Genomic DNA, 25,961 nt, shown 5'->3' with positions numbered 1-25,961 from the left:
ACCATGAGGCGGTGTTGTTAGCCAACGAGGCCCGCCTCGAACGGTGGGAACGAAAGGTCGAGTGGCCGTTGACGGCACTCGCCGTGGTGTTCCTCGCCGCCTACGCGTGGCAGGTCTTCGACGATCACGGGGCGATGCACTTCACCCTGGAGATCGTGTTGTGGCTGATCTGGGCCGTGTTCGCGGCCGAGTTCGTCATGAGGCTGACCCTGGCGCAGAACAAGCTGAAGTTCTTGAGAACGCACATCTTCGATCTTGCGGCAGTGATCTTGCCGATGGTGCGGCAGCTCAGGGTGCTTCGGCTCATCACGGTCATCACGCTGCTGAACAAGAAGTTCCAGCACAAGATCAGGCAACGCGTCGGCATTTACGTCGCGGGCGTGACGGTGATCGTCGCGTTTTGTGCGAGCCTCGCGGTGCTGGACGCGGAAAGGCACGCGGAGAACGCCACCATCACCACGTTCGGCGACGCGCTGTGGTGGACGCTGACCACCATGTCGACGGTCGGGTACGGCGACCGCTACCCCGTCACGGGTGAGGGGCGGCTCGTCGCCGGGCTGTTGATGGTCGGCGGCATCGCGTTGCTCGGTGTCATCACCGGCACGATCGCCAGCTGGCTCGTGGAGAAGCTGCGCGGTGTCGAGGAAGCCGAGCTCGAGACCGCGCAGGAGCTCCGGAACCTAAGGGCGGAGCTCGCCGAACTCCGCAAGGAGCTCAGCCCGCGCAGCAGCGGCTGACGTCCACAGCCGCGCGTCCCAGCCCGCGGCCAGTGCGCCCTCCACGTTGGACGCGCGGTCGTCGAAGAAGATCACGTCCGACGAGCCGAGCACGGACGACGTGTGCTTCCAGATCTCCGCGTCCGGCTTCGCGCAGCCGATGTCGCCCGAGAAGATCAGGTGCCGGAAGTGCTTGGCCCACGGCACCTTCTCGGCCAGCCTTCCCAGCGTCGAAGGCGCGTTCGACAGCAGCGCCAGCGGCACCCCGAGGGACGCCAGGTCCTCGATCAGCGCGACGGTCTCCAGCACCGGATCGTCGAGCCAGCCCGCGTTGTCCATGGCGGTCAGTTCGCGGACCAGGGCGTCGTCGAGGCTCAGCCCGAGCGCGGAACCGATCCGCCCCCAGTAGTCGGAGTCGGATCCGCCGCGGTCGTAGGCGTCGCGGTCCCAGTAGGCGGTCTCGAAGACCTCCAGCGTCACCCCGAGCTTCGCCGCCATGGCGGGCCGCGCCGGGTTCCGCTGGCTGATCACCTCGCCGAAGTCGAACACGATCCAGCGCATCTCAGATGTCCTCTCGCAGCCTGCGAAGCACCTCGGCGACGTCGGACGAGTCCACGTCGCCGTGCGTCACGAACCGAACCTTGCCCGACATGGGACTGGCCAGAACCCCGACATCGCGCAACGACAACAGCGTCTTCTCCAGATCGGGTACCGACGCCAGCACGATGTTCGTCGAGGGCTCGTCCACCTCCCAGCCCAGCGCCCTCAACCCGGAAGCCAATCCATTGGCATTGGAATGATCGGCCGCCAGGCGGTCGATCCGGTCGAGAGCCACTAGACCCGCGGCCGCGAGCACACCGCCCTGCCGGACGCCGCCACCCAGCATCTTCCGGACGCGACGGGCCTCCACGACGAACGACGCGGAGCCGGCCACGACCGATCCGACCGGCGCGCCGAGCCCCTTCGACAGGCACACCTGCACGGTGTCCACGCCGGCCGTCAGCGACGTCAGCGGCACCCCGAGGGCGACGGACGCGTTCCACAGCCGCGCGCCGTCGAGGTGCACCGCCAGCCCGATCGAACGAGCGGCTGCGACCAGGGCGGCGTGCTCGTCGACGGAGGTCACCGTGCCGCCGGAGGCGTTGTGCGTGTTCTCCACGCACAACAACGTGGTGCGCAGCCCGTAGTAAGGAGACTCGCCACCGCCGGCGGCGATCACGGCCTCCGGGGTGAGGACCGGCAACGCGTGCGGCATCCCGCCGGCCAGCCACGCGGCGGTGCCGAGCTCGGCGTCCAGCACGTGCGCGCCCAACGGGGCGAGGAACCGGTCACCGCGCTGCAGGTGCAGGAAAAGGGCGATCAGGTTGCCCATGGAGCCCGAGGGGACCCACAGCGCGGCCTCGACCCCGAGGAGCCCGGCGACCCGCTCCTCCAGGGCGGCCATCGTCGGGTCGTGGTCCAGGACGTCGTCGCCGACCTCGGCCGCCGCCATCGCGCGGCGCATGGCCTCGTCGGGCTGGGTGACGGTGTCCGAGCGCAGGTCAATGGGGGTCACAGCCCCGATCACATCACATCAGGTGAGCGACCGAGGGGGTGATGTAGCTCTCGCCGGTGGTTCGTGCAACCGTTGGTGCCTCAGTTTCCGTCCAGTCAGTGCAACTCGAGGAACGAGCGGAGAGCAGTCCGCGTGGATCAGCGCGACGAGCAGGAGTTCGCGGAGTACTTCGTGGCTCGCCGTGAGGCCGTGCGCCGAACGGCATACCTGCTGTGCGGCGACTGGCACCGCGCTGACGACTTCGCGCAGACGGCCTTCGTCGCGGTGCACAGGAGGTGGCGGAAGATCAGGGACAAGCAGGCCCTCGACGCCTACGTCCGACGTACCGTCGTGCGCGCGGTGATCGACGAGTCACGCCGTGCGTGGCGGCGCGAGAAGTTCACCGACGAGATGCCGGAGTCACCGACGACGGACAACGAGATCGGTGACACCGTCGCGACGCGCCAAGCGTTGATGAAGGGCCTGCGCAGAGTTCCGCCCAGGCAACGGGCCGTGCTCGTGCTGAGGTTCCTCGAGGGCCTCGACGTCACGGCCACGGCCGAGGCGCTGAAGTGCTCGGAAGGAACTGTGAAGAGTCAGACCGCCCGAGGGCTCGCCGCACTGCGGGAAGCTCTGGGTGACGCCATCGACGACCTGCGACCGGCGTCGTGACCAGCGAGAGGAGGACGTAGATGGACGAGCAGAAGCTCGCGGACCTGTTCCGCGACGCCGCACACGACGCTCCACCGGCGTCCTTCGACGCGGGCGACGTCCGCAAGGCCTCGCGCCGCGCCACGCTGCGCCGGCGCAACTCCATCGCGGCCGGCACCACACTGGTCGTCGTGCTCGGCTTCGGCGGGGTTTTCGCCGCCAACGGCTGGGTAAGCCAAGACACGAGCACTTCGAACAGCGCGGGTTCTGGGCATAAGCAGGACAACGCGGCAGAATCCCCGATGACTCCACTAGAGGCGCAACCGCCCACGAACTTCTCCGGTGAAGGCAAGTCCACGCAGGGGGACGGGTCGATGCCGGGAAGCACTGGTCTTTCGGCCAGTGAAAGCACAGTGCAGGGCTGTGCAGGTGTGGACCGAGAGCTCGCCGACGCCCTCGCCGTCGAGCTTTCGGTCTCACCGGACTTCGCCGTCGCGCCCACGCTGACCTGCTCGCCCGACTCCCGCTCGGCCGCGTTCAAGATCGACGGGCTGACGATCACCGCGATCGTCACGCCGCAGCCGTTCGAGGCCCCGCCCGGCGCGGAGAAGACGAGCACCGCCAAGGGCCAGGACCTCTACGTGTTCACGCAGGGCGACGGCGAGCTGAAAGGTCAGGCCAAGCGGTTCGCGGACGCACTGGCCCCGAAGTTCTGATCCTTCGCCCAGTACCCTGGCTCGACTATGACGGCAGCAACTCCCAAGGGTGAGCGCAGGCGGCAGGCGCTCGTGGAGGCCGCGTCCGGCCTGTTCGCCGAGGGCGGGTTCGACGCGATCAGGCACCGCGCGGTCGCCGAACGCGCAGGTCTGCCGCTCGCGTCGACCACGTACTACTTCGACTCGCTGGACGAGCTGATCACCGCGGCCGTCGAGCTCCACGGCCGCAGCGAGCTCGCGAGCTTCCGGCAACGGCTCTCGTCGATGCCGGAGAAGATGACCGACGACGTGCTCGTCGAGTTCATGCTCGACCTGCTCGTCGGCGAGGACGCGACCGACATCGAGGCCGTGCTGCTGCGCTACGAACGCCTCGTCGCGACCGGCCGCCGCCCGTACCTGCGGCCGTTGATGCGCGCGCTGTCGACCGAGCTGCGCGAGCTGATCGCCGACGTCTTCGCCCGCTCGGGCCGCGACGTCGACGGCGACCGGGTCGAGGAGCTGATCGCGCTGGTCGACGGTTCGGTGGTCAACTCGTTCATCGAGCTCAAGTCGGATCCGCGCGGGGTGGCGGGCAGGATGCTCCGTTCGGCTCTTTCCCGTCACGCGTGATGCAACCCCGCGTTCCTCCGATGCGTTCCCCTGGTTGAGGACGCGAGAGGGGTACGCATGCGCAAGGCCGACGAACAGGGCTTTCGCGAGTTCGCGGCAGCCAATGCCGCGTCTTTGCGACGTACTGCGTACCTCTTCTGCGGCGACTGGCACACAGCGGAAGACCTGATGCAGTCGAGCCTCATGAAGATGTACCTGGCGTGGAAGCGCATCAAGGACCTGGACAACCTGATCGCCTACGCCCGCAAGGTGCTGTTGCGCACCTGGCTGGACGAGAAGCGCAGGCCGTGGCGCCGCGCGGAGCAGCGCGACGGGGAGCTGCCCGACGCCGCGGACGCCACCGTGGATCCGGACACGACCAGCGCCAAGCTGTGGGCACGTGAGCTGGTGCACACCGCGCTGCTGCAGGTGCCGCCGCGTCAACGCGCGGTGCTCGTGCTGCGTTATTTCGAAGACCTGTCGGTCGCCGAGGTGGCTGTGGCCATGGGGTGCACCGAGGGAACGGTCAAGAGCCAGACGGCGCGTGGTCTCGCGACGCTGCGCACCATCGTGGAGAAGCTCGACAGCAGTTCGGGGAGGGTCGCGTCGTGAGTGAGCAGGAGATCCGCGAGGGAATGCTGCTGGCCGTCTGGGACGAGCCGCCGCTCGACTTCGACCCCGACACCCTGATCAGGCGGGTCGAGCAGAAAAAAAGTCGTCGACGAGCGCTGGTCGCTGTGGGCGTGGCTACGGCGATGATCGCCGTGGCGTCGTTGTCGCTGCCCGGCCTGCTGCCGCGCGACAGGGACACCCAGCTCGGTGCCGAGACCCAGACGAGCTCGTCGTCGGCGCCCACCGAGTCGCCGGAGAGGAAGGCCCAGCGCATCGGCGACAAGCTCGTGGAGTCGCTCGGGGTCCGGATGACGAACTTCAAGGAGCTCTACGCGTCGTTCGCCCCCGGCCGGAACCCGGTCTACCCGCCGTCCGCGACGAGGGCGCCGGAGTGGAAGCCGGACGAGAAGGAGTACTCGGGCTTCCTGTACCTGACCGACGGCATCGGACCGACCGCGTTGCAGGTGCGGGTCTCCAAGAAGTCGTTCTCCAAGAACGCCTTCTGCGGCGGGTCGACGACGTGCCAGGAGGTCAAGCAGGAGGACGGGTCGGTCCTGCACTCGGTCGAGCAGCTCTACGACTCCCCCCAGGTCCAGCAGGCCGCCGTCGCGCGCCAGTTCGAGAGCGGGCTCATCGTGGAGATCACCGCCTACGCCTACAACCCCTCGAACGGCAACGGGCAGCGCGAGACCGTCCCGGTGCGCGTGGGAGTGCTCACAGAGCTGGTCATGGAGCCCGGCATCAACTGGGAGTGAGTCCCGGGTGCACTAATCTGAGGGCGTGACGAAGCCCCGCATCGCCAACGTCCTCGCAGGTCGGTACGCCTCCACGTCGCTCGCGACGCTCTGGTCGGCCGAGCACAAGATCGTGCTGGAGCGCCAGCTGTGGCTCGCGGTCCTGCGGGCACAGGCCGCCGCGGGCATCGACGTGCCGGCCACCGCGGTCGCGGACTACGAGCGCGTGCTGGAGCAGGTCGACCTGGAGTCGATCGCGGCGCGCGAGCGGGTCACCCGTCACGACGTGAAGGCGCGCATCGAGGAGTTCAACGCGCTCGCGGGCCACGAGCAGGTCCACAAGGGCATGACCTCGCGCGACCTGACCGAGAACGTCGAGCAGCTGCAGGTGCTGCGGTCGCTGGAGCTGATCCGCTCCAAGGTCGCCGCCGTCCTCGGCCGGCTCGCACGCCTCGCGGCCGAGCACTCCGACCTCGTCATGGCAGGCCGATCGCACAACGTGGCCGCGCAGGCCACGACGCTGGGCAAGCGCTTCGCGACGGGCGCGGACGAGCTGCTGGTGGCGTTCAGCAGGCTCGACGAGCTGATCGCGCGCTACCCGTTGCGCGGCATCAAGGGCCCGGTCGGCACGGCCCAGGACATGCTCGACCTGCTCGGCACGCCCGAGAAGCTGCAGGAGCTGGAGCAGACGGTCGCGGGCCACCTCGGCTTCGAGCGCGTGCTCACGAGCGTCGGCCAGGTCTACCCGCGCTCGCTCGACTTCGACGTCGTCTCCACGCTCGTGCAGCTCGCCGCGGCGCCGTCGTCGGTGGCGAAGACGATCCGGCTCATGGCGGGCCACGAGCTGGTCACCGAGGGCTTCAAGCCCGGCCAGGTCGGGTCCAGCGCCATGCCGCACAAGATGAACACCCGCTCGTGCGAGCGCGTGAACGGCTTCGCGGTGATCCTGCGCGGCTACCTGTCGATGGTCGGCGAGCTCGCGGGCGACCAGTGGAACGAGGGCGACGTGTCGTGCTCGGTGGTCCGCCGGGTCGCGCTGCCGGACGCGTTCTTCGCGTTCGACGGGCTGCTGGAGACGTTCCTGACTGTGCTCGACGAGTTCGGCGCCTACCCGGCCGTCGTCGCTCGCGAGCTGGACCGCTACCTGCCGTTCCTCGGCACCACGAAGGTGCTGATGGCGGCCGTGCGCGCGGGTGTCGGCCGTGAGACCGCGCACGAGGCCATCAAGGAGAACGCGGTGGCCGTCGCGCTGGCGATGCGCGAGCAGGGCCTGGCGCAGAACGACCTGCTGGACCGGCTCGCCGCGGACTCCCGCCTGCCGCTCGACCGCGCCGCCCTGGACGCGCTGCTGGCCGACCGCCTGTCGTTCACCGGCGTGGCGTCGGCGCAGGTCGCGTCCGTGGTGGAGCAGGTCGCCGCGGTCGTCGACAAGTACCCGGTCTACGAGCCGGAGCCGATCCTGTGATCGTGTCCGACCTGGTCGTCTACCCGATCAAGGGTTGCGCCGGGTACTCCCGCGCCTCCTCGGCCGTGGAGCCGACGGGGCTGCGCGACGACCGGATGATGATGCTGGTCGACGACGGCCTGTTCCTGTCGCAGCGCAAGGTTCCGGAGATGGCCGCGCTGCGTCCGTCCCTCGAGGACTCGACGCTGTCGATCGGCGGCGAGTCCTTCCCGGTCGTCGCCGACGGTCCGCGGGTTCCGGTGGTCGTGCACGTCTGGCACGGCACCGGGATCGACCAGGGTGACGAGGCCGCCGCGTACTTCTCCGACGTGCTCGGCAAGTCCGTGCGGCTCGTGCGGACACCGCCGGACCTCCACCGCGAGACGACGGGCGAGACCACCGGAGTCGTCGGGTACGCCGACGGCAACGCGTTGCTGGTGCTCTCGCTGTCCTCATTGGACGGGTTGAACGAGCGCATCCTGGAACGCGGCGGGGAACCGGTGCCGATGAACCGCTTCCGCCCCAACGTCGTCGTGTCCGGCTGGCCGGAACCGCACACGGAGGACCGGGTGCGGCGCGCGGCGATCGGTGACGTGGAACTGGCCTACGCCAAGGACTGCGTGCGCTGTGCGGTGCCGATGGTCGACCAGGAGACCGGGCTGAAGAACGGCCCCGAGCCGATTCGTTCGCTGGCGACCTACCGCCGCGACCCCGACGGCGGCGTCACGTTCGGCATGAAGGCGCAGGTCGTGCGCACCGGCACGATCAGCGTCGGCGACAAGATCGACGTGCTGGAGTGGCGGGCCTAGGCCTTCTGCCAGCGCAAACGGTCGCCGCGCTGCGGATCCTTGCGGCACACCAGCTTCTCGCCGAGCAGACCGATGCCGCTCGCGCCCTCGGGATCGCAGCGCGCGCCCTCGTTGACGAGGAGTCCCTGCTGCGGGGGCTCGGTGGTCGTCGGCTGCTGCACGGGTGGAGGCTGCTGGGCCGGTGGCGGCTTCGGCTGCGTCGTCTTCGTCGTGGTGGTGGCCGGCGCCTCGGAGGAGGAGCCCTTCACGGTGATGTCGGCGACGTCCGGGGTCGGCACGATGCTCACCGACTGGGTCGTGCTCGTGTTCAGCGAGCCGCCCGACGAGGGGGATGAGATGGGACTGGAGTCGAAGCTCCACCCGGCCACGCCCAGCACGATGAGCAGTCCCAAGCTTGCCAAAGCCGGGATCCACAGGGCCTTTCTAGGGAGCACGGGTGCACCTTAAGCTTCTTCGCCCTTGATCTGTAGTGGTGGCGGGGTGTACGTCGCTTTCAGGACAAGGCCACGTAGGCTCACCGGCGTGCCTACGCTCGCTGACTACCAGCACGTCGCCCGCGGCAAGGTTCGCGATCTGTACGACGTGGACGACGAGCTGCTGCTGTTCGTCGCGTCGGACCGCATCTCGGCGTACGACCACATCCTGAGCTCGGAGATCCCCGACAAGGGGCGCGTGCTCACCGCGATGAGCGTTTTCTGGTTCGAGCGGCTCACCCCGAACCACCTGGTCGCGTTCGACGACCCGCGCATCCCCGCCGAGGTCCGCGGCCGTGCGTTGCTGGTGCGCAAGCTGCAGATGGTCGACGTCGAGTGCGTGGCGCGCGGGTACCTGACGGGCTCCGGCATGGCCGACTACACGGCGACCGGCGCGGTGTGCGGGATCGAGCTGCCGGCCGGGCTGGTCGAGGCGTCCGAGCTGGAGCCGCCGATCTTCACGCCCGCGTCGAAGGCCGAGATCGGCGCGCACGACGAGAACGTGTCGTTCGACGTCATCGCCGAGAAGCACGGTGTCGAGCTGGCGTCGAAGCTGCGCGACCGCACGATCGAGCTGTACAGCGAGGCGCGCGCGTACGCGTTGACGCGTGGCCTGATCCTGGCGGACACGAAGTTCGAGTTCGGGCTGGACGCCTCGGGCGAGCTGATCCTCGCGGACGAGGTCTTCACGCCGGACTCGTCGCGCTACTGGCCGGCCGAGGGCTACGAGCCCGGCCGCGTGCAGCCGTCGTTCGACAAGCAGTTCGTGCGCGACTGGCTGACGTCGTCCGCGTCCGGCTGGGACCGCAAGAGCGACGTTCCGCCGCCTCCGCTGCCCGCCGACGTCGTCGAGGCGACCCGTCAGCGGTACGTCGAGGCCTACGAGCGGCTCACCGGCCGGTCCTTCGCTGACTGGCTTGCGTGAGTTAGCTCTGCTTTCACGCGGATGTCACCACGGCGTGGCGCACTCATACCGTGCACTCACAGCTCGTGGTCTCCCTGTCCGGCATCGGTCCGCAGACACTCGACCGATGCGCTGATCTCGCCGCGGCCCTTGATCCGCGGCAGGTGCCGTTGTCGCTGCTCGTAGCCCCTCGCGAGCTCGGCAGGGCGCAGGAATGGGTGCGGCACCGCACCTCGCTCGGCGATGCCGTCGTGCTGCACGGTCTCGGCCAACGGCGGCTACCCGCCTACGAAGCCGGGTTGTTGTTGATGGGCGCGCGTCTGCAGATGGACGCCATCGGGCTCAACGCCGACACGTTCGCGCCACGGCGTTGCGTGGCGTCGCCCGGCACGTTGATCGCGCTGGCCAAGCACAAGTTCAACCGGTGCGCCGACGCGCATGCCGTCCGCGAGGTCGGCAGCGGACTCGCGACCCTCGGCCGCCTGCACGCGCTGACCGAACGCACCAGCTTCGGCGAACTGCGGTCGCTGGCACTGGTCTACGCGGCCGCCAGGTCCGCGCGCCGCGGCGGGCTGACCCGGATCACCGTCGACGCCCGCGACCTGCACCGGCCCGGTGCGCGGCAGGCCGTGCTCGACGCCGTGGACATCGCTCTCGCCCACGACGCCGCGCCGACCACCTACGTCAGACTGCCGTCTCCTCGCCTGGCGTCAGCGGCCTGACCTCGGTGCCCTCCGGCTTGAGCATCTCGAAGAGCCGGTGGGCCATCTGCGGGCTCGCGAGCGTCTTCTCGTGGATCGGCACGGCGACACGCGGCTTCACGGCACGCATGAAGTCGACCGCCTCGCCGGTGCGCATCCAGGGCGCGCCCGCGGGCAGGCCGAGCACGTCGACGTCCTCGTCCGGCACGAACAGCGAGTCGCCGGGGTGGTAGAACGCGCCGTCGCCGACCACGTAGGCGGCGTTCGGCACGATCGGGATCTCCTCGTGGATCATCGCGTGCTGCCCGCCGACGACCCGGACGGTCGTGTCGCCGACCTTGAACGTGTCACCCGGCCGGGCGACGGTCGCGTCCTCGACGATGGGCGCCGTGCCCTCGTCGACGATGAGCTGCGCCCGAGGGTTGGCCTTGAGCAGCGCGGGCAGCTTCTCCACGTCGACGTGGTCGAAGTGCTGGTGCGTGATCAGCACCGCGTCCAGGTCCTCCAGCCCCTCGAAGCCGGCGGAGAACGTGCCCGGATCGATCAGGATCCGCGTCGACCCCGAGTCCAGCAGCACGCAGGCATGACCGAAATGGACAAGTTGCACAGATTCCTCCATTACCGACGTTCGGCGGGCTGACACGGTCAGGTGACGTCGGAAGTATCAAAAGGCATGAGGAAAACCCTGCAACTCCTCACGGCACTGGCGCTTGCCCTGCCGATGACGTCCATCGTCCCTGCTACCACCACCTCTACACCTGCTCAGGCGGCTTCGCCGCAGAGTCAGGAAATCGGCACTGAGGAATCGGTCTCAGTCCGCGTGGGTGGCGCGAACCGTTCGACGGTGATCGAACGACCGGGGTCCGGTTACGTGAAGCTGCATTTCACGGACCTGCGGATCCTCCCCGGTGACGTGCTGACCGTGTCGAACCCCGACGGCACCGAGAAGTACACGTACACGAGAGACCTGAAGGCCTCGCTGACCGCCACGGTCGACGCGTCGGGCTTCTGGGCCATGTCTGTCACGGGCGACCGGGCCGTGGTGTCGGTGACGAACCCGCTGTCGCGCGTCCGGATCGACAAGCTCACGCGCGGCTACACCGAGGCCGAGATGTCCTCGCAGCCGTCCGTGCAGAGCATCTGCGGCACGAACGACTACAAGGACGCGGTCTGCTACCAGTCCAGCAACCCGACCGAGTGGGGCAAGACCGCGTCCGTGGCGAAGCTGCTGCGCAACGGCAGCTCGCTGTGCACGGCGTGGCGGGTCGGCCCCAACAACCGCATGCTGACCAACGAGCACTGCTTCACCAGCACCAGCGGCATCGAGGTGTGGTTCAACTACCAGTGCCCGACGTGCGGTGGCACCACCTCGGCCACCGTCACGAAGGTGCTGGCGGCGCAGGTCCTGAAGTACAGCGCCGCACTCGACTACACCCTCTTCACCGTGAACAACTTCGCGGCCATCAGCTCGTTCGGTTACCTCGAACTGGACGCGCGCGTTCCGGCCGTGGGTGAGGAGATGTACATCGTCGGCCACCCGGCCGGGAAGCTGAAGAAGTTGTCGTTGCGCGACAACAACAACGGCGGCGGCTACTGCGTCGTGCGCGCGGTACGGGTGAACGGCAGCTCGTCGCAGTCCGACATCAGCTACATGTGCGACACCGAAGGCGGCTCGTCCGGCTCACCCGTGCTGTCGAGGCGCACGCACAAGGTGATCGGGCTCCACCACTTCGGCGGCTGCCCGAACCAGGGCGTGCGCATCGACCTCGTCGCCGCGCAGATCAACTCACTGCTGTGAGGATCTCCTGCTCCTCCTGCTGAGTGAGCCCCGCCTTGCGGGGCCGGTCCAGCCCGAGGCCGCGCTCGTACTCCAGCGAGTCGAGCGCGGTCTCGGCCAGCGGCCTGACCCGCAGCCCGTTGGCCAGCGCGTTGCTGACGTCGCGGCCGACCATCTTGGCCCACTCCTGCGGCAGCCACAGCGGCAGTGACCGAGGCCCGGCCCACGGGTTGATGCCCAGCTCCTTCAGCACGCTCTCCGACACCGGTACGAGCTGCGTCCCCGGCTGAGCGGTCGCGCCGGCGATCTCGCCGATGGCCATCTGGAACGGCATGACCGGCCCGGTCGAGTCGTACGTGCCCGTCACCCGCTCCTCGGCCGCGAACACGATCCACTGCGCCAGGTCCCGCGCGTCGATGTGCTGGAACCCCAGGTCAGGGCTGTCCGGAACGACCACGCGCCCGCCCTGCGCCATCCGCGCGGGCCAGTACCCGAACCTGTCGCTCGGGTCGTCCGGCCCGGTGATGAGCCCGGCCCGCACGATGAAGTCGCGACCGGCGACGGCCTCCCTGACGGCGATCTCGCTGGCGACCTTGACGCTGCCGTACCGCTCGGCCGTGAACTCGGCTGAAGGGTCGTCCTCCAGCGGCGGCAACAGCTCGTCGCTGCCCGTCGAGTGGTCCGCGTAGACGGAGATGCTGGACACGAACGTCCAGTGCGGCGTCGTCGCCCCGAACGCCTCCAGCGCGTCGCGCACCCAGTTCACCGAGTACTTCGACACGTCGATCACCGCGTCGAACTGCTCGCCGGCCAGCGCGTCGAACGCACCGGGCTTGTTCCTGTCGACCGGGACGAGCGTGGCGCCCTCCGGCACCCCGCCGGAGGCACCGCGGGCAGCGCAGACCACGTCGTGGCCACGGCGGACGGCCTCCGCCGTGACGGCCTTGCTGAGGAACACGGTTCCGCCGAGCACGAGGATCTTCATGATCTCCAGCATCCGTCCGATCGGGCTCGGCTGCCAGTGGTCTCGCTTTGGGCGAAATAGCCTGTTGGAATAGGTCCAATTCCTGATCGTTTGGACTCGATCAGTTGGAGTTGCTGAACTGCTGGTCGCGGCTGGCCGATGGACGTTTCGTGAGTGTGCACGCCTTCGTCGACGAGTCTCGGCGCAACGACACGTACCTGCTGGCGGTGGCCCTGGTGTCGCCTGCTGCCGCAAGGGCGAGGAACGTGCAAGGCAGACCTGCGTTGCCCGGCTGACTGACGACGTCCTGAAGGTCGGCGTCACGCGGTTGGTGTTCGACAGCCGGGAGGTTCGCGACGACCACGACCTGCTGACCATCCGAACGACTCTCGGCAAGTCCTCGTGGGGCACGGGCTTGTTCTACGAGCACCTGCCCAGCGAGAACGATCCGTTGTTGTGGATTCCGGACATCGTCGCGTGGTGCTACGGCGCTGGCGGCGACTGGCTGCGACGCGTTCGACCGTTGATGGGCAATGTCATCGACACGAGGTTGCCCTAGAAAGCGCGAAGCACGGCGGCCGACCGTCCGGACGGGCACCGTGCTCACTTCTCCGGCTTACGGGCCGAAGCTGAGACCAGATTACCAAACGGCCCCGCTGAGACAAGCTCGTTCACCCGAAGGTGGACCGGTGACGATGTGCCCCCGAACACGTGTCGGGAGGATGAACGCACAGGTCAGATAGGCTCTCGAGGTACCGCCAGCCCCTCAAACCCGGGAGCAGTCTGTCGTGGCCCGAGTCGTCGTCGACGTCATGCCGAAGCCCGAAATTCTCGACCCCCAAGGCCAGGCGGTGGCGAACGCGCTGCCCCGTCTCGGCTTCGACGGCGTCACCGCCGTCCGTCAGGGCAAGCACTTCGAGCTGGAGGTCGCCGACGACGTCGACGACGCCACGCTCGCCAAGATCGCCGAGACCTTCCTCGCCAACCCCGTGATCGAGGACTGGACCGTGCGCAGGGTCGAGGCATGAGGGTCGGTGTCATCACCTTCCCCGGCAGCCTCGACGACGTCGACGCGCAGCGGGCCGTCCGGTACGCCGACGGCGAGGCCGTGCCGCTGTGGCACGGGGATCACGACCTCAAGGGCGTTGACGCGGTCGTCGTGCCCGGTGGGTTCTCGTATGGCGACTATCTGCGGTGCGGTGCCATCGCGCGGTTCGCGCCCGTCATGCAGGAAGTGATCGAGGCCGCGAACAAGGGGATGCCGGTTCTCGGCATCTGCAACGGTTTCCAGATCCTCGCCGAGGCGCATCTGCTGCCCGGTGCGCTCACCCGCAACCACAAGCTGCACTTCGTGTGCCGCGACCAGTGGCTCGCGGTCGAGAACAACACCACGGCGTGGACCACCCGCTACGACAGGAACGCCGAGATCCTCGTGCCGTTGAAGTCGGGCGAGGGCGGCTACCAGGCCGACGAGGACACGCTCAAGGAGCTGGAGGACAACGGCCGCGTCGTCTTCCGGTACGTCGGCGACAACCCCAACGGCAGCCGCAACAACATCGCGGGCATCACGAACGCCAGGGGCAACGTCGTCGGGCTGATGCCGCACCCCGAGCACGCCATCGACGCGCTCACCGGCCCCACGGACGACGGACTGGGCATGTTCCTGTCCCTGCTCGACACGGTGGTGAAGGCATGATCGACACCGTCAAGAACGCCGAGGCGACGCCCGACCAGGAGCAGCCTTACAAAGAGCTCGGCCTCAAGGACGACGAGTACGCGCGCATCAAGGAGATCCTGAAGCGCCGCCCGACCGACGCCGAGCTCGCGATGTACTCGGTCATGTGGAGTGAGCACTGCTCCTACAAGTCGTCCAAGGTGCACCTGAAGTACTTCGGCGACACCACGACCGACGAGATGCGCGGCAAGATGCTTGCGGGCATCGGCGAGAACGCCGGCGTCGTCGACGTCGGTGACGGCTGGGCCGTCACGTTCAAGGTCGAGAGCCACAACCACCCGTCGTACGTCGAGCCCTACCAGGGTGCCGCGACGGGGGTCGGCGGCATCGTGCGCGACATCCTCGCGATGGGCGCGCGGCCGCTCGCGGTCATGGACCCGCTGCGGTTCGGCAGGCCCGACGCCGAGGACACGAAGCGCGTCCTGCCCGGCATCGTCGCGGGTGTCGGCGGCTACGGGAACTGCCTCGGGCTGCCGAACATCGGCGGCGAGGTCGTGTTCGACGAGTCCTACCAGGGCAACCCGCTGGTCAACGCCCTGTGCGTCGGTGCGATGCGCGTCGAGGACCTGCACCTCGCGCACGCGAGCGGCACCGGCAACAAGGTCATCCTCTACGGCGCCCGCACCGGCCTCGACGGCATCGGTGGCGTGAGCGTCCTGGCGAGCGAGACGTTCGACGACACCGCCGGCAAGCGCAAGAAGCTGCCGAGCGTGCAGGTCGGCGACCCGTTCACCGAGAAGGTGCTGATCGAGTGCTCGCTCGAGCTCTTCGAGAAGGGCCTCGTCGCGGGCATCCAGGACCTAGGCGGTGCGGGCCTGTCCTGCGCGACGTCCGAACTGGCGTCCGCGGGCGACAGCGGCATGCACGTCCGGCTCGACCGGGTGCCGTTGCGGGCCACCGGCATGACTCCGGCCGAGATCCTCTCCAGCGAGTCCCAGGAACGCATGTGCGCGGTGGTCGAGCCGGCCAACGTCGAGGCGTTCATGGAGGTCTGCGCGAAGTGGGACGTCATCGCCACCGAGATCGGTGAGGTGACGGAAGGCGACCGGCTGGTCATCACCTACCACGACGAGGTCGTCGTCGACGTGCCTCCGCGCACGGTCGCGCACGAAGGCCCGGTCTACCACCGGCCGATCCAGCGGCCCGCCGACCAGGACGAGCTGCAGGCGAACACGCCGGACAGCCTTCCGCGGCCGGGCAGGGACGAGCTGCTCGCGTTGGTCAAGACCATGGCGGCCAGCCCCAACCTGGCCTCCAAGAAGTGGGTCACGCAGCAGTACGACCGCTACGTCCGCGGCGGTACGGTCCTCGCGCAGCCGAGCGACAGCGGCATGATCCGGATCGACGAGGAGACCGGCCGCGGCGTGGCGCTCTCCACGGACTGCAACGGCCGCTACACGTTGCTCGACCCGTACGAGGGCGCGAAGCTGGCGCTGGCCGAGGCCTACCGCAACGTCGCGGCCACGGGTGCCACCCCGGTCGCCGTCACCAACTGCCTCAACTTCGGCTCGCCGGAGGACCCGGCGGTCATGTGGCAGTTCGAGCAGGCCGTGAAGGGCCTCGCGGACGGCTGCGCCGAGCTCGGCATCCCGGTGACCGGCGGCAACGTCAGCTTCTACAACCAGACCGGCTCCACGGCGATCCTGCCGACGCCGGTCGTGGGCGTGCTGGGCGTCATCGACGACGTGCGCCGCCGCATCCCCACGGGGATCGGCGCCGAGGCCGGCGAGACGCTGCTGCTGCTCGGCGAGACGCACGACGAGTTCGGCGGATCGGAGTGGGCGCACCACGTCCACGGCCACCTGGGTGGACGGCCGCCGAAGGTCGACCTGGCGCGGGAGAAGCTGCTGGGCGAGATCCTCGTCGCGGGCTCGCGCGACGGCATGGTCTCCGCCGCGCACGACCTCTCCGAGGGCGGCCTGGCGCAGGCGCTGGTCGAGACGTGCCTGATCGGCGAGGTGGGCGCGCGGGTCTTCCCCGAGGGCGACCTGTTCACCTCGCTGTTCAGCGAGTCCGCCGGCCGCGTGCTGGTCGCCGTGCCGCGCACCGAGGAGCAGCGGTTCACCGACATGTGCACCGCGCGCCGGCTGCCGTGGCGCAAGATCGGCGTGGTGGACCCGGAGTCGAACGCCCTTGAGGTCCAGGGCCTCGGCGAGCTCCCGCTGGACGAGCTGCGCGAAGCCTGGGAGGGCACCCTCCCGGCGCTGTTCGACTGAGCACGAAGGGCCCCGTCGCCGACGGGGCCCTTCTCAGCTCGCGGCGATGCGCTGCAGCTGCTCGAACCTGCCGTTGAACAGGTTCTGGTCACCGGGGAAGAGCCCGGCCGCCTGCCACTGCCAGATCGTGTGGAAGTCGAACCCGACCGGCAACGGGCCGAGCTTCGAGTTGTAGTGCGCGATCCACAGCGGGTTGTTGTCGCCGAACTTCACCGAGCCGCCGACGCACTTGTTCCACCAGTTCGTGGACGTGTAGATCACCGGATAACGCTTGGTGCGCGCGAAGACCGTGTCGCTGAACTGCTTGACCCACGCCGTCATCGCGGTCTGGTTCATGTTGTAGCAGGTCTCGCCGTACGGGTTGTACTCCATGTCGAGCGCGGGCGGCAGCGTCTTGCCGTCGGGTGACCACCCGCCGCCGTTGTCGACGAAGAAGTTCGCCTGCTGCACGCCGGTGGCGCGGTCCGGCAGCGCGAAGTGGTACGCGCCGCGGATCATGCCGATGTTCAGGGACCCGTTGTACTGCTGGGTGAACTTCGGGTTCTTGTAGTGGGTGCCCTCGGTCGCCTTGACGTAGGCGAACCGGGCACCTTTGTCCCAAGAGGACTTCCAGTCGACGTCGCCCTGGTGGCTGCTCACGTCCATGCCGGGCACCTTGCCCTCGGTGGGCGGGGAGTCCGAGTCCGAACGAAGGTCACCCGCGCCTTCGTGCTTGAGGATCTGGGAACCCGCGGTGTGGTCCGCGGAGCCCTCGGGCAAGGGCGCCGCGGACGCGGGTGCCGGCGTCATGCCGGCGACGATCGCCACGATGCTGATCAAGGTCCGCATGGACTAGATCGTGCGACCATTTGTCGCAATTAGCTACCGGGGTCACCCGTCCAGGCGGGACAGCTCCTCGGCGGACAACTCCAGGTGGGTGGCGGAGGCCGAATCCCGGATGCTCGCCGGGCGAGAAGCACCCGGAATGGGGACTACCACTTCGGACTTCGCGAGCATCCACGCGAGACAGACCTGGTGGGCGCTCACGCCGTGGGCGTCACCGACCTCCTTGAACGGCCCGCTCAGCTCGCCCGCCTTGCCGATCCCGCCGAACGGGCTCCACGGCAGGAACGCGATGCCGAGCTTCGCGCAGAGCTCCAGTTCGGGTTCGCTCGACCGGAACACCGGCGAGAACTGGTTCTGCACGGCCGCGAGCCGCCCGCCGAGGATGTCGTTGGCGAGCACGATCTCGTCCGGGTTGAAGTTCGAGACACCGGCGTAGCGGATCTTGCCGTTGTCCAGCAGCTCCTTGAGCGCTCCGACCGACTCCGCGATCGGCGTCTTCGGGTCGGGCCGGTGGAACTGGTAGAGGAAGATCTGGTCGACACCGAGCCGCCGCAACGAGCCGTCGACGGCTTTGCGCAGGTACTCGGGCCGTCCGTCGAGCTCCCAGCCTCCGCCCGGCACGCGCGTGTGCCCGCCCTTGGTCGCCACGAACACCTCTTCGGAACGGCCGCGCAGCGCTTCGGCGATGAGCGACTCGTTGTGCCCGAAGTCGGTGTCGTCGAGCGAGTAGGCGTCGGCGGTGTCGATGAACGTCACGCCAGAGTCCAGTGCGGCGTGGATGGTCTCGATCGCCTGCGCGCGGTCCGGCCTCCCCTGCACGGAGACGGGCATGCCGCCCAGGCCGATGGCGCTGACTTCCACTTCTCCGATACGGCGCTTCTGCATGCACTCCACTCTGAACCCTGGCGATTAAGCTGTCCAACGCGGAGAACTGATCTCATTGAGCACTGCGGGTGATGAATCGTGGAACTCAGACAGCTCGAACACTTCCTCGCGGTCGCCGAAGAGTGCCACTTCACGCGAGCCGCGCACCGGCTGCACATCGCCCAGTCGGGTCTCTCGGCGTCGATCCGCGCGCTGGAGGTCGAGCTGGGCGCGCCGCTGTTCCTGCGCACCACCCGCCAGGTCGAGCTGACCCAGGCCGGACGGGCGCTGCTGCCCGAGGCGCGCAGGGCGTTGAGCAGCGTCTCCGCCGCCAAGGACGCGGTCGCCGCCGTCCAGGGGCTGCTGCGCGGCACGTTGTCCGTCGGCAGCCTGCAGTGCCTGCACGTGGTGCACCTGCCCGCGGTGCTGGCCCGGTTCCACGAGCTGCACCCCGGCGTCGAGATCAGGATGCGCCAGTCCGGCAACGCCGAGCTGGTCGAGGAGGTGCGCGCGGGCCGGCTCGACCTCGCGTTCGTCACGCGCCAGCCGAAGATCGCCGACGACCTGCGCGTGTCCACTCTGGCCAGTGAACCGCTCGTGCTCGCGTGTGCGCCGGGAAGTCCCTTCGCTACAAGGGAGTCCATCGAGCTGTCAGAGCTGGCCGGTCAGCCGTTCGTCGACTTCAACGCCGACTGGGGCACCCGCGACGAGGCCGACCGCGCGCTGGCCGCCGCCGGGGTCGAACGCAGGGTCGCCGTCGAGGTCAACGACGTGCACTCGCTGCTCGACTTCGTCGTTTTCGGCCTCGGTGTCGCGTTAGTCCCGCAGTCCTTCACCCTCAAGACCGACCGCGCGCACTTCGTCGGCCTTCGAGGGACCGCGCCCGTTGCCGAGACCGTCGTCGTCACGGCGAACACCGTCGGCGCCGCCGCGAGCGTCCTGCTCGACATGGTTCTGGAGGCCAGGTCGGGCCGCCTCCGCGTCGCGGGTTAGGTGCCAGCCGGTCGCGGGCTCGCGGAACTCGGTTCCCTCCAGGACCTTCATCTCGCCGTCCTGAGCGGCGGGTGGCTGCGGGGACGGGTGGAAGAACCTGCCCACCTCGGCGAAACCCATCTTCTCGTTGCCCAGGTTGACCACACCGGCGAAGGCCGTCTCCTGGAAGGAGATCCCGCCCGTGAACTCGGCGTTCTCCAGCTGCAGCCTGCCGTGGAACTTGCCACCGGAGAACAGCGTCACGCTCTTGACGTGGACGTTGCGCAGGTTCGTGATGCCGTAGAACTGCGCGCGCCGGGCGACGAACCGGTTGACGTACCGGCCGTCCAGCGAGAAGTACTCCAGGACAGCGCCGGTCAGGTCCAGGTCGAAGGACTCGTGCCTGCGCTTCTTCCCCCACGACAGGGTGTCCTTGATCAGCCGTTGCGCGGTCAGCCGGACCTGGTGCTCCAGCTGGATCTCCGTCGGCACCTCGCCGAAGTGCTGGTCCGGGTCTTCCGGCCGCGCCTTGTGCGCGGGGTGCTCGAAGGGCCGCCGCAGGTACGCGCACAGCACGTCGAGCACGGTCTGCTGGTAGCGGGGCGTCGACCTGGCGAGCGACACCAGCGCGTGCATCGCGCCCACCCGCACCTGGTCGGCCTCGTTGCCGAGCAGCTCCACCGCCCGCGCGAACCGCTCGTCGGCGACCTTCTCACTCTCCAGGAGGTGCTTGCGATCGTTGAGCCACAACGCGTACAGCGCGACGATGGCACCGCCCGCGACGCCGGCGGTCTTCACGATCTCCACGGCCGGCGCCTTGACCAGCCAGAGCAGGACCGCGGTCGCCCCGGTCACCACGGCCGCGGACAGAACCGCGAAAAACCACTTCACGTCAGTTCCTCCACGCTTCGGGAAGCTCGGCCTCCGCCGCGAACGCACAGCCGTCCGCCTTCACGTCGGCCCACTCCGAGTCCGCGAACTTGGTCTCCCCGCCGAACTTCGTCTCCGTGAAGACCGCGAGCCCGCGCACCTTGACCCTGCTGAACCACGCCTTGCGGCGGAAGTCGTTGTGGTGCATGTACAACCGGCCGGCCACCTCGGCATCGGTGAGGTAGACGTCGCCGTGGACCACCATGTGGTGGAAGGCGTTGGACTCGTTGAGGTGCGCGACCCGCATGATCAGGTCACCGACCTGCCGGTACGACAGGTCCATGTACTCGAGGTGGGCCTTGGTGAGGTTGAGGTCGTAGATCGGCGGGTCCTTCTCCTCCAGGCGCGGCAGCAGGTCCTCGATCAGCCGCTGCGAGGTGAGCCGGACCTCAAGCTCGATCTCCTCGGGGTCGTTCTTCGTCTTGCGGTACGGCTGGCGCAGGTACGCGCAGAGGATGTCGAGCACGGTCTGCGCGTACTCAGCCCTGGACTTCGCGAGGCCGGCGAGCGCGTGCATGGCGCCCACCCGCACCTGTGCGGTCTCGTGGCCCAGCAGCTCGACGGCGCGCGCGAACCGTTCGTCGGCCACGCGGGACCTGTCGTGGTCGATGCGCTGGCTCTCGATCTCCTGGCGCGCCTCCTCGACCTTGCGGCGCCGGTCGTTCAGCCACAACGCGTAGAGGGCGATGATCGCGCCGCCCGCGAGACCCCCGGTCTTGATCGCCTCGTGCTTGGGCGCGCCGGGGTCCACGAGCAGCAACGCGCCGCCGACCAGCACGAACACGCCGATGGACGCGAGAATGGTCGACAGCAGCAAACTTTTCCTCACGAGGTCGGCATTCTGCCAAGGACCGGGTGCATGATGGGCTCGAACGGTTCGAACGCGGGTGGGGTGAGCGAGTGGAGCGGCCGAACTGGGCGCCGGCGGACATCGACCTGGAGCGGCCCAGCGTCGCGCGGGTGTACGACTACTGGCTCGGCGGCGCGCACAACTTCGCCGCGGACAGGGCCGTGGCCCAGAAGACGCTGGAGACCATGCCCGAGCTGCGCGGGGTGGTCCTCAACCACCGCGCGTTCCTGCGCAGGGTCGTCCGCCACCTGCTGGGCCGCGGCGTCCGACAGTTCCTCGACCTCGGCTCCGGCATCCCGACCGTCGGCAACGTGCACGAGATCGTGCAGGCCACCGATCCCGAGGGCAGGGTCGTCTACGTCGACCTCGACCCGGTCGCCGTCGCGCACAGCCGGTCGCTGCTGGCCGGCAACGACCACGTGAGCGTGCTGCACGCCGACGTCCGCGACTGGGCGGGTGTGCTCGCCTCGGACGAGGTGGACAAGCAGCTCGACTTCGACGAGCCGGTCGCCGTGCTGATGATCGCGTTGTTGCACTTCGTGTCGGACGAGGAAGACCCGTGGGACGTCGTCGGCGGCTACCGCGACCACCTGTCGCCCGGCAGCTTCCTCGCGATCTCGCACGCCGGTTACGAGGCGGACGAGGAGACCGAGGCCTCCCGGCAGGCCCGCAAGATCTACAACCGCGACGTCACGCAGATGACGTTCCGCGACGCGACCGAGATCAGGCGCCTGTTCGACGGGTTCGAGCTGGTCGATCCCGGTGTCGTCCGGGTGCCCGCCTGGCACCCCGAGTCACCGGCCGACGTGGAGGAGTCCGGGAGGGGCTTTCCCGGGTTCGCCGCGTTGGGCCGGAAGGCTTGGAGATGACTCCGGACGGCGACCGGCCGTATGCTGCGCGTTCGTGGCGTTAGGGCCGAGACGATGACCGATCGGGTTGACCAGCGGGTGCGTGAGGATCGCTCTCCTTTGAGCCCGGCCGTACTGGCCGGTGCCCAGTCGTTCGCGCGCAGCTGGGCCACGGCCGTGATCGGGTCCAGCTACGTGCCGATGACCAGGGCGGAGGTCGCCCAGCACCTCCAGGACCTCACCGAGCTGCTGGTCGAGGCGCTGTTCGCGAGCCCGTTCCGCACGGCACCCGGTCACGAGATCGGCTCACGTCTGGTCGACGCGCACTTCACCGGCACCGACACGCTCGGCCGCACCGTCCAGCTGCTCGGCGACGACCTGCTGGTCGAGCTCGGCTTCCCCGGCGACGCCCGGCTGACGTCCCGCCTGACCGCCCTGCAGGGCGCGCTGGCCGCCGGGTACGCCCGCGCGCTGCGGGAGCGCACGCTCGCCGAGCAGGAGGCCATCAGGGCGGCCGTGCTGGACGCCCGCGACCAGGCAGAGTCGATGCTGCGGGCCTCGGAGGCCCGGTTCCGCGCCATGTTCACCGAGGCCGCGATCGGCATCGGCATCGCCGCCATCGACGGCCGGATCCTGGACGTCAACCAGGCCCTGCAGGACATGCTCGGGTTCAGCGTCGAGGAGATGCGCCAGTACAACGTGCGCGACCTCATGCACCCCGAGGACGCGGGCAGCGTGTGGCGGCTCTACGACCAGCTCATCGCAGGCGAGTGCGACCACTACCGGGCCGAGAAGCGGTTTCACCGCGCGGACGGCGAGCAGGTGTGGACGCACCTGACGTTGTCGCTGGTCCGCGACGACCACGGCGAGCCGCAGTACCAGGTCGCGATGATCGAGGACGTCACCGACCGGCACCTGCTGCAGAACCGGCTGCGCTACCAGGCGTTGCACGACCCGCTGACCGGGCTGCCGAACCGCGCGCTGTTCCTCGAACGCCTCGGGCGCGTCTTCAGCAACCGGGCCAGGCACGTGCGGGCCGGCCTCTGCTACCTGGACCTGGACGGGTTCAAGGTCATCAACGACTCGCTCGGCCACGACACCGGGGACCAGCTGCTGGTCGAGGTCGGCCGCAGGCTCGACCACTCGGTGTCCGGCGAGGGCAAGCTGGTCGCGCGCATGGGCGGCGACGAGTTCGTGATCCTGGTCGAGGGCTCGTCCGGCGAGCAGGACATCGTGGACGTCGCGGACCGGGTGCTGACCGAGCTGGAGGCGCCGATCCGCATCGCGGGCCACGAGCTGTCCGTGTCGGCGTCGATCGGCATCGTCGAACGGCAGCTGTCCGGCACCACGTCCGCGGACCTCATGCGCGACGCGGACATCACGCTGTACTGGGCCAAGGCCGACGGCAAGGCGCGATGGGCGTTGTACGACCCGGAGCGCAACGCCCGCGAGGTCGCCCGGTTCACGCTGTCCGCGACGATGCCGCGCGCGTTGGAACGCGGCGAGTTCTACGTCGAGTACCAGCCGCTGGTGCGCCTGGAGGACTCGAAGGTCATCGGCGTCGAGGCGCTCGTGCGCTGGCAGCACCCGGAGTTCGGGCGGCTCGCGCCGGACCGGTTCATCGAACTGGCCGAGGAGACCGGCCTGATCGTCCCATTAGGACGGTGGGTGCTGCGCAAGGCCTGCGAGGAGGCGCGGCGCTGGCTGGAGGAGTTCGGGGACGCGGCGCCGTTCGTGTCGGTGAACCTGGCCGTGCGGCAGTCCCGCGACCCGGAGCTGGTGCGCGACGTCAAGCAGATCCTGGACGAGTGCGCGCTGCCGCCGCACCACCTGCAGCTGGAGCTCACCGAGTCGGCGATCATGGGCACCGCCGACGAGCCGCTGGAGGCGCTGCGGGCGTTGTGCGACATGGGTGTGCGCATCGCGATCGACGACTTCGGCACCGGCTACTCGAACCTGGCGTACCTCAAGCATCTGCCCGTGCACGAGCTGAAGATCGCCGGTTCGTTCATGGAAGGTCTGCGGGCCGAGAACGAGGAAGACCCCGTCGACGCGCAGATCGTCGCGACGCTGGTGCAGCTCGCGCACGCACTGTCGTTGGGCGTCACGGCGGAAGGCGTGGAGACGCCTGCTCAGGCCGCCCGGTTGCTGCGCCTGGGATGCGACACGGGCCAGGGCTGGTTCTTCGCGCGGCCGGGTCCGCCGGAGAACATCGACAGCCTGTTGCGTGGTGATCTCTAGCTCGGGGAACACCCCAGGGCATGAAGCCATTGGCCCTGGTCGTACTCCTGCTGATCATGTCGGCCCCGGTAGCCCGTGCGGCCGAAGTGGTTCCCCTGCCCGCGGACAAGCAGGCGTTCGGCACGGCCAGATCGGCGGCCAGCCCGGTGTGGTTCACCCTCGGCCACCAGGGCCTGTCCGAGATCTTCTTCCCTGACCTCAGCACACCCGCGACGCGCGAGACGCGGCTGCTGGTCGACGGAAAACCCGGCCGGGCGCACACTGAGCCCGCCGACGACAGGTCGCTGACCTTCCGGCAGCACCTGCGCGGTGACGGCTGGCGGGCCGAGATCACCTACGTGACCGATCCGCAGCGCGCGGCCGTCCTCGCGGACGTGACGGTCACGGCCCAGCGCCCGGTCCGGCTCTCGGTCGAGCACGTGCCGATGAAGGGCTCCAGCGAGGTCAGGACCACCCTGCCCACCGAGCCGGTGCGCCACGCGCGCGGCACGTTCGCGGTCGGGTTCGGCGAAGGCGTGGCCCAGGCCGCGCTGGACCGGGGATTCCGTGCCAGCGCGAAGGAGTACGCGCGGGGATGGCACACCTACCTCGACGCGCTGAAGCGCCCGAGGTCGGCGGACCGGCGGCTCTACGACATGTCGGTGATGGTGCTGGCGGCGACCGAGGACAAGACCCACCCCGGCGCGTCGATCGCGTCGCCGAGCTTCCCGTGGGCCTTCGGGTTCGACCGGGCGCTGGCACCGGAGCTCGGCCCCTACGCGCTGGTCTGGCCACGCGACCTCTACCACGTGTCCACGGCCATGATCGCCGCCGGTGACCGCGGGTTCGCCGAGCGGTCGCTGGACTTCATGCTGCGCGAACAGCAGGAGCCGGACGGCCACCTCCCGCAGAACACGCGCGTCGACGGCACCCCCGTGTGGACCAAGGTGCAGCTCGACCAGACAGCGGCACCCCTCCTGCTCGCGTGGCACCTGAGCCGAACTGACAAGTCCACAATGGACGCATTGCGCCGGTCGGCCGACTACCTGCTGAGCTACCCGAACTCGCCGTTCAGCGAGCAGGAGCGCTGGGAGAACCAGGACGGCTACTCGCCGGCCACGATCGCATCGGTCGTCGCCGGGCTGGTGTGCTTCGCGGACCTCCTGCAGCGCAACGGGGAGAACGCGGACAGGTACCTCCAGGCCGCCGACGAGTGGCAGCGAAAGGTGGAGGGCTGGACCGCGACGAAGACCGGTCCTCACGCGCCGAAGCCGTACTACCTGCGCGTGACGAAGGACGGACAGCCGGACCAGGGCACGAAGTACAACCTCGGCGACAACAACCCCACCGACATCGACCAGCGCGCGGTCGTCGACCCGAGCTTCCTGGAACTGGTGCGGCTCGGTGTGAAGCGCGCCGACGACCCGGTCATCCGCAACACCGTGCGAGTCGTGGACCAGCAGCTGAAGGAGCAGGGCTACTGGCACCGCTTCACGCAGGACGGCTACGGCGAGACCGCGGACGGCAGGCCGTGGGGCATCAACTGGCCGACGCCGACGCGCACCTACGGCAGGTTGTGGCCGTTGCTCAGCGGCGAACGCGGTGAGTACGAGCTGCTCGCCGGCGACAAGGCCGGTGCCGCCCAGCGGTTGCGCGAGATCGCCGCGACCGCCAACAGCGGCCTCATGCTGCCCGAACAGGTCTGGAACGGCAGGGGAACCGGCTCGGCCACCCCGCTCGCCTGGACGCACGCGCAGTACGTGCGGCTGGCGTGGTCGCTCGACGCGGGCCGCCCCGTGGAACGACCCGCCGTCGTCGCGAACCGCTACGGCAGTTAGTGGCGCGGCTCGGAACGTTGCCGGCAACCTTCCGAGCCGC

28 protein-coding genes are annotated in these 25,961 nt (G+C 69.0%); 20 read left to right on the top strand and 8 right to left on the bottom strand.

Annotated elements, in window-relative coordinates; genetic code table 11:
• Window positions 1–11 precede the first annotated feature (11 nt).
• The gene (locus ORI60_RS07865; protein ID WP_266035840.1) at window positions 12–737 is read left to right on the top strand and encodes a potassium channel family protein; all 726 of its coding nucleotides are present in this window, start codon (window positions 12–14) and stop codon (window positions 735–737) included.
• On the opposite strand, the gene ORI60_RS07860 is transcribed toward ORI60_RS07865, so the two are convergent.
• A complete protein-coding gene (locus tag ORI60_RS07860; protein WP_266035838.1) occupies window positions 681–1,277 on the bottom strand; it encodes an HAD-IA family hydrolase in 597 nt (198 codons plus the stop codon). The two genes, ORI60_RS07865 and ORI60_RS07860, sit on opposite strands and share 57 nt — an antisense overlap.
• A gap of 1 nt (window position 1,278) precedes the next feature.
• Window positions 1,279–2,220, bottom strand: coding sequence for a threonine aldolase family protein (locus tag ORI60_RS07855; RefSeq protein ID WP_416234380.1), 942 nt, complete (start codon window positions 2,218–2,220; stop codon window positions 1,279–1,281).
• A gap of 183 nt (window positions 2,221–2,403) precedes the next feature.
• Here ORI60_RS07855 and ORI60_RS07850 point away from each other — a divergent pair, with 183 nt between their 5' ends.
• Genes ORI60_RS07850 through ORI60_RS07820 form a run of 7 tightly spaced genes read left to right on the top strand, consistent with a single transcriptional unit; the run spans window position 2,404 to window position 7,804 of the window.
• Window positions 2,404–2,922 (top strand): SigE family RNA polymerase sigma factor, encoded by a 519-nt coding sequence (locus ORI60_RS07850; protein WP_266035836.1) that lies wholly within the window; start codon window positions 2,404–2,406, stop codon window positions 2,920–2,922.
• 20 nt (window positions 2,923–2,942) lie between these two features.
• Window positions 2,943–3,617: a hypothetical protein gene (locus tag ORI60_RS07845; protein ID WP_266035834.1), complete on the top strand. Its 675-nt coding sequence runs from the start codon at window positions 2,943–2,945 to the stop codon at window positions 3,615–3,617.
• A 27-nt stretch (window positions 3,618–3,644) separates the two neighbouring features.
• On the top strand, window positions 3,645–4,226 hold the full coding sequence (locus ORI60_RS07840) for a TetR/AcrR family transcriptional regulator (RefSeq protein ID WP_266035832.1): 582 nt from the start codon (window positions 3,645–3,647) through the stop codon (window positions 4,224–4,226).
• A gap of 57 nt (window positions 4,227–4,283) precedes the next feature.
• Complete coding sequence (locus ORI60_RS07835; RefSeq protein ID WP_266035830.1) at window positions 4,284–4,817, top strand: SigE family RNA polymerase sigma factor; 534 nt, start codon at window positions 4,284–4,286, stop codon at window positions 4,815–4,817.
• Window positions 4,814–5,572, top strand: coding sequence for a hypothetical protein (locus tag ORI60_RS07830; RefSeq protein ID WP_266035828.1), 759 nt, complete (start codon window positions 4,814–4,816; stop codon window positions 5,570–5,572). Before ORI60_RS07835 ends, ORI60_RS07830 begins: the two co-directional genes overlap by 4 nt.
• A 25-nt stretch (window positions 5,573–5,597) precedes the next feature.
• The gene (gene purB / locus ORI60_RS07825; RefSeq protein WP_266035826.1) at window positions 5,598–7,016 is read left to right on the top strand and encodes an adenylosuccinate lyase; all 1,419 of its coding nucleotides are present in this window, start codon (window positions 5,598–5,600) and stop codon (window positions 7,014–7,016) included.
• A gap of 2 nt (window positions 7,017–7,018) precedes the next feature.
• Complete coding sequence (locus ORI60_RS07820; protein ID WP_266035824.1) at window positions 7,019–7,804, top strand: MOSC domain-containing protein; 786 nt, start codon at window positions 7,019–7,021, stop codon at window positions 7,802–7,804.
• Here the strand turns inward: ORI60_RS07820 and ORI60_RS07815 are convergent.
• Window positions 7,801–8,238: a hypothetical protein gene (locus tag ORI60_RS07815; protein ID WP_266035822.1), complete on the bottom strand. Its 438-nt coding sequence runs from the start codon at window positions 8,236–8,238 to the stop codon at window positions 7,801–7,803. The genes ORI60_RS07820 and ORI60_RS07815 overlap by 4 nt on opposite strands.
• A gap of 88 nt (window positions 8,239–8,326) precedes the next feature.
• On the opposite strand from ORI60_RS07815, the gene ORI60_RS07810 reads away from it, so the two are divergent.
• Window positions 8,327–9,202, top strand: coding sequence for a phosphoribosylaminoimidazolesuccinocarboxamide synthase (locus tag ORI60_RS07810; RefSeq protein WP_266035821.1), 876 nt, complete (start codon window positions 8,327–8,329; stop codon window positions 9,200–9,202).
• A 50-nt stretch (window positions 9,203–9,252) separates the two neighbouring features.
• Complete coding sequence (locus ORI60_RS07805) at window positions 9,253–9,903, top strand: DUF2334 domain-containing protein (RefSeq protein WP_266035820.1); 651 nt, start codon at window positions 9,253–9,255, stop codon at window positions 9,901–9,903.
• On the opposite strand, the gene ORI60_RS07800 is transcribed toward ORI60_RS07805, so the two are convergent.
• Window positions 9,866–10,489: an MBL fold metallo-hydrolase gene (locus ORI60_RS07800; RefSeq protein WP_266035818.1), complete on the bottom strand. Its 624-nt coding sequence runs from the start codon at window positions 10,487–10,489 to the stop codon at window positions 9,866–9,868. The genes ORI60_RS07805 and ORI60_RS07800 overlap by 38 nt on opposite strands.
• A 237-nt stretch (window positions 10,490–10,726) precedes the next feature.
• On the opposite strand from ORI60_RS07800, the gene ORI60_RS07795 reads away from it, so the two are divergent.
• Complete coding sequence (locus ORI60_RS07795) at window positions 10,727–11,680, top strand: trypsin-like serine peptidase (protein WP_266035816.1); 954 nt, start codon at window positions 10,727–10,729, stop codon at window positions 11,678–11,680.
• On the opposite strand, the gene ORI60_RS07790 is transcribed toward ORI60_RS07795, so the two are convergent.
• The gene (locus ORI60_RS07790) at window positions 11,664–12,644 is read right to left on the bottom strand and encodes an NAD-dependent epimerase/dehydratase family protein (protein WP_266035814.1); all 981 of its coding nucleotides are present in this window, start codon (window positions 12,642–12,644) and stop codon (window positions 11,664–11,666) included. The genes ORI60_RS07795 and ORI60_RS07790 overlap by 17 nt on opposite strands.
• Window positions 12,645–12,748: 104 nt before the next feature.
• Here ORI60_RS07790 and ORI60_RS07785 point away from each other — a divergent pair, with 104 nt between their 5' ends.
• The 5 genes from ORI60_RS07785 (at window position 12,749) to purL (ending at window position 16,574) form a co-directional block, all read left to right on the top strand.
• A complete protein-coding gene (locus ORI60_RS07785; RefSeq protein ID WP_266035812.1) occupies window positions 12,749–12,919 on the top strand; it encodes a hypothetical protein in 171 nt (56 codons plus the stop codon).
• Window positions 12,920–12,954: 35 nt separating this feature from the next.
• Complete coding sequence (locus ORI60_RS07780) at window positions 12,955–13,182, top strand: hypothetical protein (RefSeq protein ID WP_266035810.1); 228 nt, start codon at window positions 12,955–12,957, stop codon at window positions 13,180–13,182.
• A gap of 229 nt (window positions 13,183–13,411) precedes the next feature.
• Window positions 13,412–13,651, top strand: a complete 240-nt coding sequence (gene purS / locus ORI60_RS07775) for a phosphoribosylformylglycinamidine synthase subunit PurS (protein ID WP_030477798.1) — start codon at window positions 13,412–13,414, stop codon at window positions 13,649–13,651.
• A complete protein-coding gene (gene purQ, locus ORI60_RS07770) occupies window positions 13,648–14,319 on the top strand; it encodes a phosphoribosylformylglycinamidine synthase subunit PurQ (RefSeq protein ID WP_266035806.1) in 672 nt (223 codons plus the stop codon). Before purS ends, purQ begins: the two co-directional genes overlap by 4 nt.
• Window positions 14,316–16,574, top strand: a complete 2,259-nt coding sequence (purL, locus tag ORI60_RS07765) for a phosphoribosylformylglycinamidine synthase subunit PurL (RefSeq protein WP_266035804.1) — start codon at window positions 14,316–14,318, stop codon at window positions 16,572–16,574. Before purQ ends, purL begins: the two co-directional genes overlap by 4 nt.
• Before the next feature lie 33 nt (window positions 16,575–16,607).
• Here the strand turns inward: purL and ORI60_RS07760 are convergent, their stop codons facing one another.
• Both ORI60_RS07760 and ORI60_RS07755 read right to left on the bottom strand, forming a co-directional pair.
• Window positions 16,608–17,402: a lysozyme gene (locus ORI60_RS07760; RefSeq protein ID WP_266035802.1), complete on the bottom strand. Its 795-nt coding sequence runs from the start codon at window positions 17,400–17,402 to the stop codon at window positions 16,608–16,610.
• 42 nt (window positions 17,403–17,444) lie between these two features.
• The gene (locus ORI60_RS07755) at window positions 17,445–18,284 is read right to left on the bottom strand and encodes an aldo/keto reductase (protein WP_266035800.1); all 840 of its coding nucleotides are present in this window, start codon (window positions 18,282–18,284) and stop codon (window positions 17,445–17,447) included.
• Window positions 18,285–18,362: 78 nt separating this feature from the next.
• Here ORI60_RS07755 and ORI60_RS44590 point away from each other — a divergent pair, with 78 nt between their 5' ends.
• On the top strand, window positions 18,363–19,256 hold the full coding sequence (locus tag ORI60_RS44590; protein WP_406601951.1) for a LysR family transcriptional regulator: 894 nt from the start codon (window positions 18,363–18,365) through the stop codon (window positions 19,254–19,256).
• 871 nt (window positions 19,257–20,127) lie between these two features.
• On the opposite strand, the gene ORI60_RS07735 is transcribed toward ORI60_RS44590, so the two are convergent.
• A complete protein-coding gene (locus ORI60_RS07735) occupies window positions 20,128–20,994 on the bottom strand; it encodes a pentapeptide repeat-containing protein (RefSeq protein WP_266035799.1) in 867 nt (288 codons plus the stop codon).
• Between the two features lie 71 nt (window positions 20,995–21,065).
• Between ORI60_RS07735 and ORI60_RS07730 the strand changes: the two genes are divergently transcribed.
• Genes ORI60_RS07730 through ORI60_RS07720 form a run of 3 tightly spaced genes read left to right on the top strand, consistent with a single transcriptional unit; the run spans window position 21,066 to window position 25,921 of the window.
• Window positions 21,066–21,884 (top strand): SAM-dependent methyltransferase, encoded by an 819-nt coding sequence (locus ORI60_RS07730; protein WP_266035797.1) that lies wholly within the window; start codon window positions 21,066–21,068, stop codon window positions 21,882–21,884.
• 54 nt (window positions 21,885–21,938) lie between these two features.
• Window positions 21,939–24,104: a putative bifunctional diguanylate cyclase/phosphodiesterase gene (locus ORI60_RS07725; RefSeq protein WP_266035795.1), complete on the top strand. Its 2,166-nt coding sequence runs from the start codon at window positions 21,939–21,941 to the stop codon at window positions 24,102–24,104.
• 20 nt (window positions 24,105–24,124) lie between these two features.
• Window positions 24,125–25,921, top strand: coding sequence for a glycoside hydrolase family 15 protein (locus tag ORI60_RS07720; RefSeq protein ID WP_266035793.1), 1,797 nt, complete (start codon window positions 24,125–24,127; stop codon window positions 25,919–25,921).
• The last annotated feature ends 40 nt before the right edge of the window (window positions 25,922–25,961 follow it).

This window comes from Lentzea sp. NEAU-D7 (genome assembly GCF_026242055.1).
Taxonomy (GTDB): domain Bacteria; phylum Actinomycetota; class Actinomycetes; order Mycobacteriales; family Pseudonocardiaceae; genus Lentzea.
Note: the sequence above shows the minus strand (reverse complement) of the source record. Positions and strands in the feature narration are given on the sequence as shown.

Coding starts and splice junctions, on each gene's coding strand:
- ORI60_RS07860 (WP_266035838.1), bottom strand. CDS start 1,277: ATGCGCTGGATCGTGTTCGACTTCGGCGAGGTGATCAGCCAGCGGAAC.
- ORI60_RS07855 (WP_416234380.1), bottom strand. CDS start 2,220: ATGCGCCGCGCGATGGCGGCGGCCGAGGTCGGCGACGACGTCCTGGAC.
- ORI60_RS07845 (WP_266035834.1), top strand. CDS start 2,943: ATGGACGAGCAGAAGCTCGCGGACCTGTTCCGCGACGCCGCACACGAC.
- ORI60_RS07840 (WP_266035832.1), top strand. CDS start 3,645: ATGACGGCAGCAACTCCCAAGGGTGAGCGCAGGCGGCAGGCGCTCGTG.
- ORI60_RS07835 (WP_266035830.1), top strand. CDS start 4,284: ATGCGCAAGGCCGACGAACAGGGCTTTCGCGAGTTCGCGGCAGCCAAT.
- ORI60_RS07790 (WP_266035814.1), bottom strand. CDS start 12,644: ATGAAGATCCTCGTGCTCGGCGGAACCGTGTTCCTCAGCAAGGCCGTC.
- purQ (WP_266035806.1), top strand. CDS start 13,648: ATGAGGGTCGGTGTCATCACCTTCCCCGGCAGCCTCGACGACGTCGAC.
- purL (WP_266035804.1), top strand. CDS start 14,316: ATGATCGACACCGTCAAGAACGCCGAGGCGACGCCCGACCAGGAGCAG.
- ORI60_RS07760 (WP_266035802.1), bottom strand. CDS start 17,402: ATGCGGACCTTGATCAGCATCGTGGCGATCGTCGCCGGCATGACGCCG.
- ORI60_RS07755 (WP_266035800.1), bottom strand. CDS start 18,284: ATGCAGAAGCGCCGTATCGGAGAAGTGGAAGTCAGCGCCATCGGCCTG.
- ORI60_RS07725 (WP_266035795.1), top strand. CDS start 21,939: ATGACCGATCGGGTTGACCAGCGGGTGCGTGAGGATCGCTCTCCTTTG.
- ORI60_RS07720 (WP_266035793.1), top strand. CDS start 24,125: ATGAAGCCATTGGCCCTGGTCGTACTCCTGCTGATCATGTCGGCCCCG.